Here is a 19,078-nt window from a genome sequence, read left to right as displayed (position 1 = left end):
ACGGGCCTATCGCTTAATAATGCATGCTAATGTAGGGCTTAATCTTTTAAATGTGCCTTTAAAAATTGTCCTGTATAAGAATCTTTACAATGTATCAGATCTTCTGGAAGTCCTGCAAAGACCAACTTTCCGCCTTTATTACCCCCTTCAGGACCAATATCAATCACCCAATCTGCCGACTTGATCATGTCCATATTATGTTCGATGACCAAAATACTATTCCCAAGGGCGATCAGCGCATCAAACGATTTTAAGAGCTTTTTGATATCCTGAAAATGTAAGCCTGTAGTGGGTTCGTCAAAAATAAATAAGGTCTTCTTGCTGTTATTGCCTTTGATCAGGAAAGAAGCGAGCTTAATCCGCTGCGCCTCACCGCCAGAAAGCGTACTGGAAGACTGCCCGAGCTTCACATAACCCAGACCAACATCTTGCAGGGGCTGTAACTTGGCCAATATCTTAGGCTGATCGTCAAAGAACACAATAGCTTCATCCACGCTCAGCTCAAGTATATCCGCTACGGATTTGCCTTTATACTGCACATCAAGGACAAACTGTTTGAAACGTTTTCCGCCACAGGCCTCACAGGGCAGTACAATATCGGCCATAAATTGCATTTCAATTTTCACTTCCCCTTCGCCCTGACAGACATCACAACGCCCCCCCTCTACATTAAAAGAAAATGCAGCAGGCTTCAACCCAGCAGCTTTGGATGCAGCCTGATTGGCATACAATGCCCGGATTTCGTCCCAGGCTTTCACATAGGTCACGGGATTGGACCGCGAAGAACGGCCAATTGGATTCTGGTCAACCATTTCGATCTGCTCCACCTGTGCAATATCACCTTCAATGGAATCATATACGCCCGTTTGTTCACCGGAATAATTGCCAATTGACTTCTGCAGTGCCGGATAAAGGATCCGTTTTACCAGGGAGGTCTTTCCAGAGCCCGATACCCCAGATACAACAGTAAATGTATTTAAAGGAAACTGTACATCGATCCCTTGAAGGTTATTCTCATGCGCGCCCTTCACGGTAATGCTATGGGACCACTTACGTCTTTTCTTGGGCACTTCAATCTTGCTTTTGCCACTCAGGTATTGTCCGGTTAAACTCTTGCTGTCCTTTAAGATCTCGCCATATGTTCCTGCAAATACCATTTCCCCGCCATTGATCCCAGCTTCGGGACCAATATCAATCAGGTAATCTGCAGCTTCCATCATTTCTTGCTCATGCTCCACCACCACAACCGTATTACCTACGTCACGCAGGGATTTCAGTACCGAAATCAGGCGTTGTGTATCACGCGGATGCAATCCAATACTGGGTTCGTCCAACACGTAAATAGAGCCGACCAGCGAACTTCCAAGCGAAGTTGCCAAATTGATCCGTTGCGATTCTCCGCCGGATAGTGTATTCGACAAGCGATTTAGGGTAAGATAACTCAAACCAACATCACATAAAAATTGTAAACGGTTATTAATTTCGGCCAATAAACGTTTAGCGATCACCTTTTCATTCCCTGTTAAAGATAAATTTGTAAAAAATGACAGGGCCTCTTCAAGTGGCATCAATACGATATCGGTGATGGACTTACCGCCGACTTTTACATAAGTCGCATCTTTGCGCAACCTCGTTCCCCGACAATCCGGACAGTCCGTCTTGCCACGGTAACGGGACAACATCACCCGGTATTGAATTTTATAGGTCTGCTCTTCGAGCTCTTCAAAGAACTTGTTAAGCCCCGTAAAATAGCTATTTCCAGTCCACAGAAGTTCTTTTTGCGCTGCTGTCAGATCGGAATAGGCGCGGTGTATCGGAAAATCAAACTTTAAAGAATTTTTTACCAACACCTGTAACCATTCGCCCATTTTCTCCCCCCGCCAAGGTGCAATAGCACCATCATAGACAGAGCGGCTTTTATCCGGAATAACAAGGTCTGGATCTATACCAATGATCTTGCCGTAGCCTTCGCATCGGCGACATGCTCCATAGGGATTATTGAAACTAAAGAAATTGGGGCTGGGTTCTTCGAAGGTAATTCCGTCGAGTTCAAACTTATGTGAAAAATGGTGTCTTTTACCGTTTTCTTCGATATATAGCTCCCCTTTACCCTCAAAAAATCCCGTTTGAATGGAATCGGATAATCGATTCATGGTATCATCATCCTGTTCAATACGTATCCGGTCCACGACGATCAATACTTCAGCATCCTGAATGGTTTCATTGGCCATGCCCTTATCGTCAATAATGCTTTCGATTTTTTGCATTTTATCCTGATAGACGACACGGACAAATCCCTTTTGCAGCAAAAGGGACAACTCCTCCTTGAGTTTTCGTCCATGGGAAGGCACCAAGGGTGCCAAAAGTGTCACAGATTCGCCCGTTTCCAGTTTCAGGGCAAAATCTACGACCGAACTCACACTGTCTTTGGTCACTTCCCTGCCCGAGACAGGAGAAATCGTTTTACCGATCCTTGCATAGAGTAATTTCAGGTAGTCATATATTTCGGTAGAAGTACCCACCGTAGACCGGGGATTACTGGTAATAACACGTTGCTCAATGGCAATTGCTGGGGCAATACCTTTGATGTAATCCACTTCGGGTTTGTTCATCCGTCCCATAAACTGCCGCGCATAGGAAGAAAGACTCTCCACATAGCGCCGCTGCCCCTCAGCGTAGAGGGTGTCAAAAGCGAGGGAGGATTTTCCCGACCCCGACATTCCAGTAATGACAACCAATTTATTTTTGGGAATATCAACATCAATATTCTTTAGATTATTGACCCTGGCCCCTTTTATCTTAATATATTCTTTTGGAGTATGCTCCACTTTATGACTCATAATAATCCTTATCTCCCACAAAGTTACGCAATCTTAGCTGATTATAGTCCCTATCAATTAAAAGCTCTCGCGAAAAAATATAGCCCTGATCATCGTATTGCAACCTGTATTTAAAGGTTACCTTTTTTCATTTCACTGACAGCGTAATCGACGGCTCTCGCCGTTAATGCCATATAGGTCAGCGATGGATTTTGTGTTCCGGTTGAGGTCATACAGGCGCCATCGGTAACAAATACATTTTTCACCAAGTGTAGCTGGTTCCACCTATTCAACAAGGACGTTTTTGGATCCAATCCCATGCGCACCCCGCCCATTTCGTGGATATCCAGCCCCGGATTTTGCCCGCTGTCACTGACGTTGAGATTCTTGACCCCTGCTACCTCGAGCATCTCCTGTCCCTGCTGAAAGAAATCGTCGCGGGATTTGTAATCGTTCTCCCCGTAACCAACGGCAGTAATCAATTGTGGGATGCCATAAGGATCTTTCTTATCTGGGCTTAAACGCACATGATTGCTTTCCTGTGGAATCGTCTCACCCTGCATCATCATGGTGACTCCCCAGCCCCCCAGCTCAGATAAACTATCTTTATATGCACCACCAACAGACTCGCCATCATAACTCCCGCCTCTTGAACGGTAAGCTCCAAAGAATGAGGCATAACCTCGTAAAAAATCGGTTTCCTGCCGATGTACATTTCTAAAATTGGGAATAATCGGTTGGGTCGGCCTACGCCCATAGTAATATTTATCTTCATAGCCCTCCATTGTACCGCTTATTGTCCCCAAATAATTATGAAAGGCTACGTATTTCCCCAATAGCCCATTATCATTCCCCAGGCCATTTGGAAAACGGGCAGAAGTGGAATTCAACAGAATCAGATTTGTTGCCAGTGCCGAGGCATTCACAAAGATGACTTTCGCAAAAAATTCCTGACTTGTCTTTGTCAGGGTATCAACAATACGGACTCCGATTGCTTTTTGTAAACGATCGTCATAAAGTATAGATTCGACAATTGCCTGGGGACGAACGGTCAGCTTTCCAGTTTTTGCCGCCCAGGGTAAGGTGGAAGCATTGGAGCTAAAATATCCACCAAAAGGACATCCACGATGACATAGGCTACGAGCCTGACACTGGCTACGGCCCTGATCAATATGGATCTGCCGGGGCTGAGTCAGGTGGGCACAGCGTCCCTGGATCACCGGACGATCTTTGTACTGCTGCTGTATACGTTGTTGTATCGTTTTCTCGACAACATTCATCTCCCAAGCCGGAAGAAAATCTCCATCCGGCATGGCCTCAATTCCATCTTTATTGCCCGAAATGCCAGCAAAGTGCTCAACGTAGGAATACCATGGCGCAATATCTTCATAACGAATAGGCCAATCCACGGCGAAACCATCCCTTGCCGGCCCCTCAAAATCGTACTTGGACCATCGCTGGGTCTGACGGGCCCAAAGAAGAGATTTCCCGCCGACCTGATCGGCCCGAATCCAGTCAAATGGCTTCTCCTGAATATATGGCTGTGCCGCATCTGGCAAAAAAAAGTGTTTGGCATCTTCGCGGTAGACATAACATTTTGAAGCAATGGGGTTCTCATTCCTAATCTGCAGATCCACCTGCCCCCCATGCTTGAACTCCCAAGGATCCATGTAGGCTGTCGGGTAATCCTGAATATGTTTGGCATCTTTTCCCCGTTCCAAAACAAGGGTTTTTAATCCTTTCTCACAAAATTCTTTGGCGGCCCATCCGCCGGAGATGCCCGAACCGATCACAATGGCATCAAAATGATTTTCCTTGCTCATGCGTATATTTAGGTCATATTTGAAAAGGTAATATACTGTAAATAATGGCATTGCAACAAATATTCTAGGCAACTCACATGATTTTGTTACAAAATAACCGCTGAATATCCTACATCGATGGGACTTATCTAATGATGTTTTTTAATAGGCGTCATCGAACACTTTCGAATAATTATTTTAAATATTTACCCATTTTCAATTAATCCTTCTGATTTTTTACAAGTCTTAAAAATATAGTTTCGCAAACAATGTAGCGATAAGACTAAAAATTGCGTTTTAATAATAAAATAAAAAATGGTTATGAGAAAAAATCTATTTAAAATGATGGTCATGATGCTGTTCGTTTTCGCAGCATCCACAACAGTAACTAAAGCACAAATGGTAATTGATAAAATAGACTTAAGTATTTTTCCAGCGGCGGAAAAGGGTTACAAAAAAATGGTGATCGAAGTTCCACATTCGGAGAACGATAAGAATAAAAAAATCGAATTCGCTGTAGGTAAATGGATGGAAGTGGACGGTTGCAACAATTTTAACTTATCCGGTTCCCTTGAGAAGAAAGATCTTCAGGGCTGGGGGTATGATTACTATGTGTTCAAAACCAACGGAAATGTAGCAAGTACCATGATGGCCTGCCCGGATAAAGCCAAGAGAAATCTTTTTGTAAGTGCTCAACCTGAAACGGTACGTTACAACGGTCGAATGCCTATTGTTATTTATGTTCCTGAAGGATATGAAACGCAATTCAAAATCTATTCGACAGATGGAGATACCTATCGGGCTGCTGAAGTCAGAGAAAAGAAAAAATAATAGCCGCTAAATTCTGTTTAGTTGGCCTAAAAACAACAAACAAAGCTAATAAGGAAAAGCCTCCAATAAAAATTGGAGGCTTTTCCTTTTTTGTAAAACATTAAACTGGAAATACGCTGCTTTCTTCGAAAGTAAACGACCAAAACAATAAATTATCCTCAATAACATGATTAACACGGTATTGCAGTGACACAAAAAAATCCTCATACCATAAACTTAACATTTCATTGGTTTAGTATTAATATACAAAGTTTAATATTGCTTACGTTTTCAGACATAAGTATATAAATGATCATGTTTAATCAACCTTCATTACATCTATCAAAAATTGCAGTGCTCACGTGTTTCTTAACGACGTTATCTGCAAAGGTTGTTGCCCAATCCCCAATATTTGAGGGAAAACTGATTGATTCCCTGAGCAAGGACGCTATTCATGGAGCAACCGTTCGAAATTCCCATTTGGGCAAATTAGTTTCATCAGACCAAACAGGAAAATTCTCCATTCAAGCACAAATCGGAGATACCCTGCGCATAGGCTTTATGGGATACCTGCCCAAAATCTTTATTATCTCCAATCGGGGTCCGCTATTGATCGCCTTATCGCCTAATCAACAATCACTCAATGAAGTTGTGGTAACGGCCTTGGGTATAAAAAAAGAGAAACAGGCTATCGGTTATTCCGTACAGGAGATTAAAGGCAAAGATCTGGTAAAGGCCCGCGAACCAAACGCGATATCCAGTCTCGCAGGCCGTGTATCGGGCCTGACGATTACCCCGAGCACAAATCTATTCGGAGATCCCGGTATTACTTTACGTGGAAGAAGCAACATTCTTATTGTCGTGGACGGTATGCCGGTCAATACGGATTCCTGGAACCTGAGTCCCGATGATATTGAATCCTATTCTGTATTGAAGGGAGCAAATGCTGCAGCGCTATACGGAAATCGCGGACAAAATGGCGCTATCGTCATTACAACCAAACGAGCCAAGACTGAGGATAAGGGCTTTCAAGTAGAGTTCAACTCGAGCACCCAGCTCCAAACCGGCTACAATGCGATCCCCAAGATTCAGACGGAGTATGGTCCTGGTTCAAATTTTCAATATGCGTTCAAAGATGGACGTGGTGGCGGAATAAACGACAATGACTATAATATCTGGGGGCCTCGATTCGAAGGTCAGCTTATCCCCCAGTACAACAGCCCTATAGACCCAAAAACAGGCTTTTTGGCACCCCTTCCCTGGGAAGCCCGCGGGAAAGATAATTTGAAGGAATTTCTTCAAAATGGATTGTTAAGCACCAACAATATCGCTATTTCAAGTAAAACGGAGCGTGGGGATATTCGCCTTTCGGCTTCGCAGCTATTTCAACGCGGCACAACACCGAATACAAAACTCGGGGGCACAAATATCAATTTAACCGGAGGTATTAATGCGGGAAGCAAATTGAGGATTGACGCAAGCATCAATTACAATAAGCAGTATTCGCCAAACTATCCCAATATCGCTTATGGACCAAACAGTCCCATTTATATTCTAACCTTATGGGGCGGTGCAGATTATAACATCAATGATCTGAGGAACTATTGGCAACCGGGGAAAGAAAATGTACAACAGTATAATCGCGAATATACGATATATGACAACCCATGGATGACAGCTTATGAAAACCTGCGCACCTATGATAAAGATGATATTTACGGCTATGTTTCAGCAAACTACAAATGGAACAGCCATCTTTCTTTAAATGCGCGGAGCAGCGCAAGCACCTGGAACAGGAACCGAACCATCAAAATTCCAATATCTGCCAATTTATACAACTACACTATCGGCGGGAGCCGTGTTGGCGGTTACCAGGAAACTTACGATACTTTCTGGGAAAATAACACCGAGATCTCATTAAAATATCAAAACCGCATTTCAGAAGACCTAGGCTTCAGCGGTTCATTATTTGGAAACTTACGAACTGTTAGCGCAAAATCCTTGTTTGCCCGCACAGATCGAGGGTTGACTGTCCCTGGTGTTTATGATCTGAGCAATTCGGTCATGCCAACCGTATCGACCAACGACCGTGCACTCCGCCAGGTCGGAAGCGCCTATGGCTTTGTCGATCTTGACTACAAAAATATGCTGTTCTTGAACCTAACCGGCCGATTCGATAAATCGTCGACCATGCCCATAAAAAATAACACTTATTTTTACCCATCTGCGTCCCTAAGTGCGGTCATATCACAGATGGTATCTCTACCTCAAGTGATCTCCTCGCTTAAAGTACGTGGTGCTTATGCAAATGTTGCCAGCGATTTCGTTAATGAAACGGCACAATATGATATTTACAAGCTGCTGCCGGCCTATACCAATTACGGTCGCTGGGCGAACTCCATGACTGGCGTTACCTATACAGATGTATTACCCAATCCGGATCTCGTAGCAGAACGTGTAAAGACAGCGGAAATCGGTTTAGAAACCCGTCTTTTTAATAACCGCCTCGGCCTGGATCTCGCTGTATTCCGAAACCTGGAAGGCCCCCGAATTATCGAACTGGCGACTTCTGTTACTTCGGGCGTCAGAGCAAGACAAACCAACGGATTGACGCTGCTGCGAAAAGGAATTGAATTAAGTATAGACGCAACGGCAATCCAGCGTGAGCACTTCAGCTGGAATGTAGTCGTCAATGCATCGACCAACCATGCTTGGCTACATGCTATAGATGGTCAGCAGACCCGCTCCGGCAATGTTCACATCGGCGAACGCTGGGACGGTTTTTATGTAAACGATTTTCAACGTGATGAAAAAGGAAATTTAATCGTTGGGACCAATGGTCTACCGGCCTACAATCCTTATGTCAGCAAGATCGGATACAGTGACAATAAATTCACGGCCAGCATCAGCAACAGCTTCCGTTACCGTGATTTCAACCTGAGCTTTCTTGTCGACGGCCGCTTTGGCGGGCTGATCAAAAATGTACAGGATGCCAAACAATGGGGCTCTGGAACACATCCTGAATCAGCCAATGCCTATCGCCTAAAAGACTGGCAAAACAGAGACAGCAAAGATTACAAGGGCTCGATAATGACGGAAGGACTAAAAATCGTCAAAGGCCAATTGAGCACAGATCAAGATGGTAAAATAATCTCCGACACGCGGGAGTTTGCAAGCAATGACATCCCCGTTTTATGGCAAAACTGGGCCACCAATTACTATCAATCCGGACCGATCAGCGCAAAAAATAGGACATTTGTTAAATTGCGGGAAATTGTCCTTAGCTATAACCTTCCTGCCAGTTTACTGAAAAACGCTGTTTTTTTACGCAGCGCAAGTGTATCCCTAGTTGGCCGTAATCTGCTATACTTTACCGGTAAAGGAACGCAAAATATGGATCTAGATCAATTTACCACAGCCAGTTCGGATTACCAGACGCCATCGGTAAAAAGCTTTGGCCTAAATATTAATGCTACTTTTTAATGGTTCTAACACATCACGATATTTTCCACTATGAAATGCCTTAAATCAATTTTACTTTTATTTGTCTTGGGGAGTACAATGAGCTCCTGTAAAAAAATCGAGGACTTGCAAAAGGATCCTGCTGCCGTGTATGATCCAGCTCCAAAGCTACTGTTTACCGGAATATTAATGCGGTCTCATGACGCTCCCTGGAGCGAAGACCATCGTTACAATCAGTTCATGACCCAAAATGAGGCCTATTATACCGGACAGCCCTACAGCTGGACAACAGGCTACTTTGATGCGCCTTATGGCGTGTTACGGGACGTCTATCGAATGGAAATCGAAGCGGCGAAAACACCCGAATTGGGAGCTGTTTACCTTACGCTTGCCAAGTTCTTCAAAGCCTATTTTTTTACCCGCACAACCGAAATGTTCGGTGATATCCCAATGGCAGATGCCCTACAGGGGGAGACCAACAATAACTTTGCCCCGCGCTACAATACACAGCAGGAAGTCTATCTGCAGGTGCTCTCCTGGCTGGAGGAGGCCAATATTGAACTAGCTGATTTCAAAGGGAAAGGCTCCTTATTGGAGGGTGATTTCTTCTACAACGGGAAAACAGAACAATGGCAGAAATTGGTCAACTCCCTGAAGTTGCGTATCCTGTTAAGCCTAAGTAAACGCGCCGATGATAGTCCGGCACTGCGTATCAAAGAGCGATTTGCAGAGATGTTGGCCAATCCGTCAAAATTCCCGTTGATTCTTGATAATCGGGACAATTTTCAGCTTCAATACAATTCGATCAACACTTATCCGCTCTGGCCTACTGACGGTGTGATTATCAAAAAAGATGTGCGGAACACCTTGGGCGCAACTTACCTGGACATTTTAAAGGCTACCCGAGATCCGCGATTGCTCGTTCAGGCATTACCAGCAACTGCTTTGCCATTTGATCCGGACAAACCGTTCGATGCTTATCAAGGCGGTAAAACAGGCGATTTACAAAGCACACTTTTGAAACAGGCTACTGAAGGGCAGCTATCCATGATCAATTTTGATTATTGGCTGGCTTCGCCTTCAGGCTTACCCTCGATTCAGCTTGGAGCGGCTGAAGTGCAGTTTGCGCTTGCCGAAGGAATCAACCGCGGCTGGAGCAACGCCGATGCAAAATCCAGATTTGAAGCGGGCATAACACAATCCATGCTATCCTATGGCATTTCCCCGGAAAAGATTGAAGCCTTTTTAAGCGCTAATCCTTACAAAGGAAATAATCCGGAAGGTTTGAAACAGATACTGATACAGAAATATGTCGCTTTTTTTGAAAATTCGGGCAAACAGGCCTTTCTTGAGCAACGCCGTACCGGTATCCCGGAGTTCAATGTAGGTCCGGCAAACGCCAACAACAATCAGATCCCTAAACGTTGGGCCTATCCGAAAAACGAATATAGCACAAATGAAAGTCATTTAAAAGAAGCCCTGCAACGTCAGTTTAACGGATCAGACACGCAAAATGATGTGATATGGGCTATTAAATAATAGATACAAATACTTGCTCTGCTTGATTGATTTATGCAAAGAAGAAATCAATCAAGCAGAGCAGGTACGTATTCATACACTTTGCTATGGCAGTAGTATGCAGTCGAAATTGACGAGGTAGATCTGCTTGTGACGCAAAACAAAAACTAATCAAAAAAGCCATCGAAATAATATTTCGATGGCTTTTAACTTATTATCCTTATCTATTGATTATTGGAATTTTTTCGCATTTTGTTTACGCTCATTCTCCGTCAAATAGATTTTACGTAGACGCATCGATTGCGGCGTAACCTCAATATACTCATCTGCCTGGATGTACTCCATACATTCCTCTAATGAGAATTTGATTGCCGGAGCAATACGCGTATTATCATCAGAACCGGAAGCACGCATATTTGTCAATTGCTTTCCTTTGGTCACGTTGATTGTTAAATCGTTATCACGGATGTGCTCACCCAAGATTTGTCCCTCGTATACTTCCACACCTGGATCAACAAAGAAACGACCACGGTCTTGCAATTTATCGATCGAGTATGCTGTAGTTGAACCTGTATCCAAGGAAATCAATACACCTGCCAAACGACCAGGGATTGTACCTTTCCAAGGCTCGTAACCTTTCAGACGGTGTGCCATTACAGCTTCACCAGCTGTTGCAGTCAATACGTTGTTACGTAGACCAATGATACCGCGAGAAGGAATAGAGAATTCAAGATGTTGCATATCTCCTCTGGCTTCCATGATCAACAGTTCACCTTTACGTTGTGTGACCAGCTCAATTACTTTTCCGGATACATCAGAAGGAACATCAACAACAAGTTCTTCGATCGGCTCGCATTTTTGACCATCGATCTCTTTCACGATAACCTGAGGCTGCCCTACCTGTAGCTCATACCCCTCACGACGCATTGTTTCGATCAATACAGATAAGTGAAGGATACCACGTCCGTATACCAACCAAGCATCAGGAGATTCGGTAGGCACGACACGCAACGCCAAATTCTTCTCTAATTCTTTCTGTAAACGATCATAGATATTACGCGATGTTACCAATTTACCTTCTTTACCAAAGAACGGAGAGTTGTTGATTGTAAACAACATGTTCATTGTTGGCTCATCGATGCTGATAACTTCCAATTGCTCTGGATTTTCAAAATCTGCGATGGTATCACCGATATCGAAACCTTCGATACCAACGACCGCACAGATATCACCTGCATGTACTTCTGGCACTTTGATACGACCTAAACCTTCAAAAACCTGAAGTTCTTTCACGCGTGATTTAACCACTTTTCCGTCACGTTTTACCAATGATACCGGCTGGTTTTCTTTGATTGTACCCCGAGCAATACGACCGATAGCGATACGTCCTACGAAGGTAGAGTAATCCAAAGATGTTACCTGCATCTGCAATGTACCTTCAGTAACCACTGGAGCCGGGATATATTTGATGATTGCTTCCAATAGGTCAGTAAAGTCTTCAGTACGGTTTTTCCAGTCTGTAGACATCCATCCTTGTTTTGAAGAACCGTATAATACAGGGAAATCCAACTGTTCTTCGGTAGCACCCAAGTTGAAGAATAAATCGAAAACATTTTCGTATACCTCTTCTGGACGACAGTTTTCTTTATCGACTTTATTGACAACAACGATAGGTTTGATACCTAATCCAAGTGCTTTACCTGTAACGAAACGCGTTTGAGGCATTGGACCTTCAAAAGCATCCACAAGTAATACAACACCATCGGCCATCTTCAATACACGCTCCACTTCACCACCAAAGTCGGCGTGACCAGGAGTATCAATGATATTGATTTTAACACCTTTATATGTTACTGATACGTTCTTAGATACAATAGTGATTCCGCGCTCACGCTCTAAATCATTATTGTCTAGGATTAATTCACCAGCATTTTCATTTTCTCTGAATTGATTGGTAAAATATAAAATTTTGTCTACAAGCGTAGTTTTACCGTGGTCGACGTGAGCGATGATCGCAATGTTTCTAATGTTTTGCATTGAGCAAGAATATTTTTATAAAATTTTAGGGTGCAAAGATAATCATTTTGCACCATAAAATTTATAACTATGTGTATTTTATTTAATTACACCCAATTCCTTACCTACTTTGGTGAAGGCGGCGATCGCTTTATCCAGGTGTGCAAGCTCATGTCCTGCAGAAATCTGAACACGGATACGGGCTTTTCCCTGAGGTACAACAGGATAGTAGAAGCCGATCACATAAATACCTTCATCCAACATTTTGGCAGCAAACTCTTGTGCAAGTTTCGCATCATAAAGCATTACAGGGACGATCGGGTGAAAACCTGGCTTGATATCAAATCCTGCCGCCGTCATTTTTTCACGGAAATATTTGGTATTGGATTCCAGTTTATCACGCAACGCTGTTGTCTCGCTCAACATATCCAATACTGCAACAGAAGCACCTGCAATTGCCGGAGCTAATGTATTTGAAAATAAATACGGACGTGAACGCTGACGTAACAAATCAATGATCTCTTTTTTACCGGAAGTGAAACCACCGGAGGCTCCGCCGAGGGCTTTACCTAACGTTCCAGTAATAATATCTACACGATCGATCACGTTGAAAAGTTCATGTGTCCCGCGACCGGTAGCACCAATGAAACCAGTACAATGTGATTCGTCGATCATCACCAAAGCTTGGTATTTGTCGGCCAGGTCACAGATCTTGTCCAATGGTGCTACGGATCCGTCCATGGAGAATGCACCATCGGTCACGATGATTTTATGTCTTGCCCCTGATGCAGCCTGTAACTGTGCCTCCAGGTCTGCCATATCCGCATTTTTATAACGGAAACGTTGAGCTTTACACAAACGTACACCATCGATGATCGAAGCGTGGTTCAGTTCATCGGAAATAATTGCATCCTCAGCACCAAATAATGGTTCGAAAACACCACCGTTGGCATCGAATGCCGCCGCATATAAAATCGTATCTTCTGTTCCTAAGAACTGGGAAATTTTTGCTTCTAATTCTTTATGCACATCTTGGGTACCACAGATAAAACGTACAGATGACATGCCATATCCGTGTGTATCAATCGCTTTCTTAGCAGCTTCGATTACTTTGGGATGCGAAGACAGACCCAAATAATTGTTCGCACAAAAATTGACAACTTCCTGTCCTGTACTTACTTTGATGTCTGCTCCCTGTGGAGTAACGATCACCCGTTCTTGTTTATACAATCCCGCTTCTTTGATTGCTTCCAATTCCTTTTCTAAAACTGGTTGTAATGTATTGTACATAATTTGATTTTATTTTTTTATACAATATTACAGTTTTTTCATTGGAATAAGTTGCTTTCCTTTTCGAGAAAAGGGCTATTCACGGAGAATTTATCCCAAATCAACGATTTGGTAACATTAAACCGATTGCATAAAATTCCTTTTCCGGGTTGATTCGATGTTGTATGGCCATCGATCCACGTTGTGGCAAAGAACAGCCTTTACCATTTCAACCTATAACCAATAATGTTTCCTTGTCTTTCCGTCTGCTTAGGTACCGGCCAACTAGGGGACAGCTGTTGAACATCGTCGTCCTGCAACCACGGTGAACGCCTCTTGCTAATAAGGTGACTCCATCTTAAAAAGGTGGACTCACCCTGGACTCAAGGCGGATCCATCCTGCTCGCTGTGCGATTTTGGTATATCCTTGTACCGACGTTGGTCCCTAGCATCTCCGATTAAAAGCACACGAATTTGCGCGGTAAATATTCATCCCGGACTAGAACGCATTTAAAGCTATTGTGTAATAACTGGGCTTGTCTTCAAAACAGGACTTGTTTTCAGTAGAAACACCTAACGGCAGAGATAAAGGAAGGGCTACTCGTAACGAAGCGCGTCGACAGGGTCTAATTTTGAGGCTTTGGAAGCCGGATAATACCCGGATAGCATGCCCACGAGACCGCAAACAGCAAATCCAAGAATAATTGCTGCCCAGGGGATTATAAAGGATGTTCCCAGTTGCAGGGCCAATAAATTACCGATCAGGATCCCGATAAATATACCTGCGACACCGCCCATCATACAGATGACAATGGCCTCCATCAGAAATTGCTTACGGATCACACTTGGCGTAGCTCCGATCGCCTTGCGGATGCCGATTTCCCGCGTCCGTTCGGTAACCGATACCAACATGATATTCATCAATCCGATGGATGCACCGACAAGAGTAATAAAAGCTATCACGACGGCCCCCAGCGTTACCATCGCCATATTCTGCATCAGCATCTGTGCGACAGCATCGGATTTGGTAATCTCAAAATCGTTGGTTTGTCTGGCAGATAGACCGCGAATATTTCGAAAAACAATAGAAGCTTCTCCGATTACGGCTTCCAGGCGCATTGGATCATGAGAAGAGACTGTAATCACATAGGAAGGTTCCACAACCTGCATCACGGATCTGGCTTTCACCAAGGGGATAAAGCAAGCCCTGTCCCCACCCATGCCTGCAGAAGATCCCTTGCTTTTTAGCACTCCGATTACTTGGTATCGAATATTATTGACTGTAATAAACTGCCCGATCGGATCTATGATTTCCCCAAATAATGTTTTACTCACCTCGCTTCCAATAATAATCACCGCGCCACCCGTCGCGACATCCCGAGCAGAAAAGTTCCGTCCTTCGCTGACCACATAACCTGATGTCTGAAGATAATTTTCATCGGTCCCAATGAGACCAATATTAGGATTGGTTTTTTTGGACTGAAATTTTACCGTTGAATTCCAGGTTACATTGGCGCTGATGGAGGTTGTTGCATTAAAATGAAAGTTCTGTTTGAACCTTGCCGCCTGCGCATAGGTAATATTGGCAAATACCTTCGATCGGGTTCCCCCTGTTCCGATCTGTACATTCAGTCCCCGGTTACGGATATTGAATGAATTGGAGCCCATCGAAGAAAAGGAATCCGTCAGCGAATTTTTCATGGCATCAATCGATGTTAATACCCCAATCAAAGCCATCATCCCTATCGCAATGATCAATGCCGTTAAAAACGTCCTCAACTTGTTGCCTACGATAGATTGCAGCGCAAGTTTGACATTTTCAGCATAAGACATTTTTACGGACATACGGCGATTTTTATAATTTGCAGATGAAAATACTGTTATTCCTCCACAAAACCAAAAGGCAATTTATCCTAATGGAATAAATTGCCTTTTTATAATAGATCATTGCCATCAAGAAGTTTGTATTGATCTGCTATAGCTTTTGATATAAATCGCTTTCGCTATCCATTTGCCTGTTATTTGATTCTTTTCCAGGTTTCAGTCCGGCCCAATAAACTGACACCAACGTAGCCGCGTATATCAAGTTTATCGCCTTTTAACGTCATTTTACAGCTATAGGTCTTTCCTGTCTTTGGATCATAGATTTTTCCATCTTCATAGGTATTTCCATCTTTAGCAAAATTGGTCAGGATCTCCAAGCCCTGAACAGCTCTACCCTGAAGTGCTTTATCCGGATTTTTTACGTCTTTCTTGGGTTGCCCCGCCTCATTGTTCGGAAATTTAAGCCAATAGAGCTTACCGAAAAATTTATCCCCTTTTTTATAAATTTCCACACGTCCCTCTCCACTTGGGTTTTCCCATTTTCCGATAATCGGATCCGTTTGCGCAAACAATGTTACCGTAGCTAGTAACATGATGAATGCCATCATAATTTTCTTCATTGGTTTACTATTTATAAGTGATAACTAAAAAATGATCGCTGCTGTCTCATTTATTAACATGAATAAATATACAAAATATTTACTATGCTCGCATACATTTATTTATCGCGTTTTCGATTTATTTAAATAGACACTTAAGATGTATTGTTGGTTTAACTTATGCTCTATATTTATCCGTTCTTATCCAGAAAATATTTAAACCGAAATGGCTCTTTTCCGGCGCTCCTTTGCGACTGACCTACTTTTTCCAACCGTCCTTCTATTTGATCAACGGGGAAGTGAGGCCAAATTTGTGAAAGCTTCCAAACAAGGCGCGAAGTCGATCGGGCAAAGGCCTGAGCGGCGTGTAAACGAACATCTGTTAACTTGCAGCCGTCCATTAAATTTTGGCATCGCGTTTGCACGATAGTTTTTATATTATTACTTTATTCACAGTTTATAAATTAGCGCATATTATGAAATTTATTATTAGTCTTTTACTCACTGGAGTTATCGTTGCAGTCGCTTGCTGGCTCATACCGGGGGCAAAAGTTGCAGGTTTTGGATGGGCTATAGTCACAGGATTAGTCATTGGATTTGTCAACGCTACTGTAGGCTCCATCTTGAGACTATTTACCTTTCCTTTGAACTGGCTCACACTGGGTCTGGTTTCATTTATTATCACTGTCCTTATGGTTCTGCTTTCAGATTCACTGCTTGGAGACAAATTTAACGTGGATGGATTTTGGACTGCGGCCTTATTTGCCATTGTTGTCGCTATATTGGAAATGATCATCGGTAGTACTTCAAAAGACTAAAATTAGATTTACCGCATACAGAAACGGCTGTTTTTCGATTTGGGAAACAGCCGTTTCTGTTTCAGCTCCGGGGAATGCACTGGCATTGCTCTATCTTTTGCAAACCTACAATATCTGCCGTTTTTTATTCAGGCATGCCTCGCTTTTTAAGCTTAAAATCGCTAAATTTATAGTATTTAAATAGATCCCTCGATATATGTGCGAACACGATCACGAGCATAGCCATACAGAAAAAGAGATTCCCTGGTGGATTTCGCAACGCAAACTCCTTATTGCACTCCTCCTATTGATCAGCCTGCTGATACTCAAATACGCTTTTAAGATCACAGCTCCATTTTATGCCTCTCTGCTTCTAAACGGGGTTGCTTATTTATTAGCCGGTATTCCAGTTCTCCAAATGGCTTTTCGAAAGGCAAAACGTGGCGATTTTTTTAACGAGTTCTTTCTGATGAGCGTCGCGACGCTAGGCGCTTTTGCCATACGCGAATTTGAAGAAGGCGTCGCGGTAATGGTATTCTATCAGATCGGTGAATGGTTTCAGGATGCGGCGGTGGACAACGCAAAAAAATCCATCAAATCACTGCTGGATATCCGTCCGGATAAGGTCACTGTGCTGCGTGATGGGGAACAAATAGACGTCAATCCGAAGACGGTCGGAATCGGTGAAGTCATTCTCGTCAAAGCTGGCGAAAAAGTGGCTTTGGATGGCAAACTGGTCAATGAAAGGGCAGCATTCAATACCGCAGCGCTTACAGGGGAAAGCAAACCGGACACCAAATATAAGGGCGAGGCTGTTTTTGCAGGTATGATAAATCTGGAAACCGTTGCTCAAATCACTGTAAGGAGCTCGTTTCAGGACAGCAAATTGAGCAAAATATTGGAGATGGTGCAGGACGCAACAGCACGAAAATCCAAAACACAGCTGTTTATCTCAAAGTTTGCAAAAATCTATGTTCCGATTATCTTCGCGCTGGCGCTTCTGGTACTTATCATTCCCCTATTTGTTGTGAATGACTATAGTTTCCGAGACTGGTTTTACCGCAGCTTAGTCTTTTTGGTCATTAGTTGTCCTTGTGCATTAGTCGTCTCTATTCCCTTAGGTTACTTTGGCGGAATAGGGTTGGCCTCGAGAAATGGCATATTGTTCAAGGGGGGCAATTTCCTCGATGCCATCACAGCTGTGGATACCATTGTTATGGATAAAACGGGTACCCTCACCGAAGGTGTCTTTGAAGTAAAAGAGGTCAACGCCGTCAACGGGCAACCGGCAACATTACTGGACTACGCCAGCGCCATTGAGTCAAATTCTACCCATCCGATTGCCAAGGCAATAGTCAACTACCACCCTAGAAGTGTTTCTTTTACGACCGAAGGGATCGAAGAAATCGCTGGCCATGGACTCAAAGCCAAGGTCAACAATAAGCTTGTCCTAGCGGGCAATACGAAACTGATGGACAAGTTTGGCATTCCATATCCAGAAGAAATAAAACAAATTGTCTATTCCATTGTAGTAATAGCAATCGAGAATCAGTACGCAGGCTACATTACTGTTGCCGATCGGAATAAGCCGGGGGCAAAAGAAGTTATTTCCGCTATGCGGACACAGGGCCTATATACAGTCATGTTGTCCGGTGATAAACAGGCTGTAGTAGACGAGATTGCAAAGGAGCTTGGGGTTGACCAAGCTTATGGTGACCTTTTACCAGAAGACAAAGTGAAACATGTGCAGGGACTGATCAACGAAGGGCGAAATGTTGCTTTCGCCGGGGATGGCGTCAATGACGCTCCTGTCGTCGCGCTAGCGCAGGTCGGTATAGCAATGGGCGGATTAGGCGCAGATGCAACCATTGAAACGGCAGATATTGTGATACAGAATGATGAGCCCCATAAAATTTTGTCTGCGATCAAAATCGGTAAAATTACCCGCAATATTGTCTGGCAAAACGTGATCCTGGCGATGGGTATAAAAATAATTGTTTTAATCTTGGGTGCCGGAGGGGTTGCGACACTCTGGGAGGCTGTTATCGCCGATGTTGGGGTGGCACTCCTGGCAATCCTAAATGCAATCCGTATCCAAAATAAAACGGTATAACGAAACGGCTCTACAAGAGAATTGGATAAACAACAAGCGGCTGAATTTT

The 19,078-nt window shown here is 43.5% G+C and carries 11 protein-coding genes; 5 read left to right on the top strand and 6 right to left on the bottom strand.

Going from position 1 to position 19,078, the window contains the following annotated elements:
* Positions 1–38: 38 nt before the first annotated feature.
* Both uvrA and ABDW32_RS12795 read right to left on the bottom strand, forming a co-directional pair.
* Entirely contained in the window at positions 39–2,840 is a 2,802-nt protein-coding gene (gene uvrA, locus ABDW32_RS12800) for an excinuclease ABC subunit UvrA (protein ID WP_343562953.1), read from the bottom strand.
* Between the two features lie 110 nt (positions 2,841–2,950).
* Positions 2,951–4,642: a GMC family oxidoreductase gene (locus tag ABDW32_RS12795; RefSeq protein WP_343562951.1), complete on the bottom strand. Its 1,692-nt coding sequence runs from the start codon at positions 4,640–4,642 to the stop codon at positions 2,951–2,953.
* A 300-nt stretch (positions 4,643–4,942) separates the two neighbouring features.
* Here ABDW32_RS12795 and ABDW32_RS12790 point away from each other — a divergent pair, with 300 nt between their 5' ends.
* The 3 genes from ABDW32_RS12790 to ABDW32_RS12780 all read left to right on the top strand — a co-directional run bounded on the left by ABDW32_RS12790 (position 4,943) and on the right by ABDW32_RS12780 (position 10,432).
* Complete coding sequence (locus ABDW32_RS12790; RefSeq protein WP_343562949.1) at positions 4,943–5,452, top strand: ecotin family protein; 510 nt, start codon at positions 4,943–4,945, stop codon at positions 5,450–5,452.
* Positions 5,453–5,746: 294 nt separating this feature from the next.
* On the top strand, positions 5,747–8,914 hold the full coding sequence (locus ABDW32_RS12785; RefSeq protein WP_343562947.1) for a SusC/RagA family TonB-linked outer membrane protein: 3,168 nt from the start codon (positions 5,747–5,749) through the stop codon (positions 8,912–8,914).
* A gap of 105 nt (positions 8,915–9,019) precedes the next feature.
* Positions 9,020–10,432: a SusD/RagB family nutrient-binding outer membrane lipoprotein gene (locus tag ABDW32_RS12780; RefSeq protein ID WP_343562945.1), complete on the top strand. Its 1,413-nt coding sequence runs from the start codon at positions 9,020–9,022 to the stop codon at positions 10,430–10,432.
* Positions 10,433–10,642: 210 nt separating this feature from the next.
* Here ABDW32_RS12780 and typA read toward each other — a convergent pair whose 3' ends face one another.
* The 4 genes from typA to ABDW32_RS12760 form a co-directional block, all read right to left on the bottom strand.
* On the bottom strand, positions 10,643–12,448 hold the full coding sequence (typA, locus tag ABDW32_RS12775) for a translational GTPase TypA (protein WP_077436755.1): 1,806 nt from the start codon (positions 12,446–12,448) through the stop codon (positions 10,643–10,645).
* A gap of 78 nt (positions 12,449–12,526) precedes the next feature.
* On the bottom strand, positions 12,527–13,717 hold the full coding sequence (gene kbl / locus ABDW32_RS12770) for a glycine C-acetyltransferase (RefSeq protein ID WP_077436756.1): 1,191 nt from the start codon (positions 13,715–13,717) through the stop codon (positions 12,527–12,529).
* Between the two features lie 576 nt (positions 13,718–14,293).
* Positions 14,294–15,541: an ABC transporter permease gene (locus ABDW32_RS12765; protein ID WP_343562940.1), complete on the bottom strand. Its 1,248-nt coding sequence runs from the start codon at positions 15,539–15,541 to the stop codon at positions 14,294–14,296.
* 173 nt (positions 15,542–15,714) lie between these two features.
* Positions 15,715–16,140, bottom strand: coding sequence for a DUF2147 domain-containing protein (locus tag ABDW32_RS12760; protein ID WP_343562938.1), 426 nt, complete (start codon positions 16,138–16,140; stop codon positions 15,715–15,717).
* Positions 16,141–16,595: 455 nt separating this feature from the next.
* Between ABDW32_RS12760 and ABDW32_RS12755 the strand changes: the two genes are divergently transcribed.
* Both ABDW32_RS12755 and ABDW32_RS12750 read left to right on the top strand, forming a co-directional pair.
* Positions 16,596–16,937 (top strand): phage holin family protein, encoded by a 342-nt coding sequence (locus tag ABDW32_RS12755; RefSeq protein WP_343562936.1) that lies wholly within the window; start codon positions 16,596–16,598, stop codon positions 16,935–16,937.
* A gap of 196 nt (positions 16,938–17,133) precedes the next feature.
* A complete protein-coding gene (locus ABDW32_RS12750; protein ID WP_343562934.1) occupies positions 17,134–19,029 on the top strand; it encodes a heavy metal translocating P-type ATPase in 1,896 nt (631 codons plus the stop codon).
* Positions 19,030–19,078: the final 49 nt, after the last annotated feature.

Source organism: Sphingobacterium sp., assembly GCF_039596235.1.
Lineage (GTDB): Bacteria > Bacteroidota > Bacteroidia > Sphingobacteriales > Sphingobacteriaceae > Sphingobacterium.
This window is presented reverse-complemented; position numbering and strand designations above follow the sequence as displayed.

Bases quoted from the DNA above. Each gene is read 5' to 3' on its own strand.
- kbl (WP_077436756.1), bottom strand. From the start codon at position 13,717: ATGTACAATACATTACAACCAGTTTTAGAAAAGGAATTGGAAGCAATC.
- ABDW32_RS12760 (WP_343562938.1), bottom strand. From the start codon at position 16,140: ATGAAGAAAATTATGATGGCATTCATCATGTTACTAGCTACGGTAACA.
- ABDW32_RS12755 (WP_343562936.1), top strand. From the start codon at position 16,596: ATGAAATTTATTATTAGTCTTTTACTCACTGGAGTTATCGTTGCAGTC.
- typA (WP_077436755.1), bottom strand. From the start codon at position 12,448: ATGCAAAACATTAGAAACATTGCGATCATCGCTCACGTCGACCACGGT.
- ABDW32_RS12795 (WP_343562951.1), bottom strand. From the start codon at position 4,642: ATGAGCAAGGAAAATCATTTTGATGCCATTGTGATCGGTTCGGGCATC.
- ABDW32_RS12790 (WP_343562949.1), top strand. From the start codon at position 4,943: ATGAGAAAAAATCTATTTAAAATGATGGTCATGATGCTGTTCGTTTTC.
- uvrA (WP_343562953.1), bottom strand. From the start codon at position 2,840: ATGAGTCATAAAGTGGAGCATACTCCAAAAGAATATATTAAGATAAAA.
- ABDW32_RS12785 (WP_343562947.1), top strand. From the start codon at position 5,747: ATGTTTAATCAACCTTCATTACATCTATCAAAAATTGCAGTGCTCACG.
- ABDW32_RS12765 (WP_343562940.1), bottom strand. From the start codon at position 15,541: ATGTCCGTAAAAATGTCTTATGCTGAAAATGTCAAACTTGCGCTGCAA.
- ABDW32_RS12750 (WP_343562934.1), top strand. From the start codon at position 17,134: ATGTGCGAACACGATCACGAGCATAGCCATACAGAAAAAGAGATTCCC.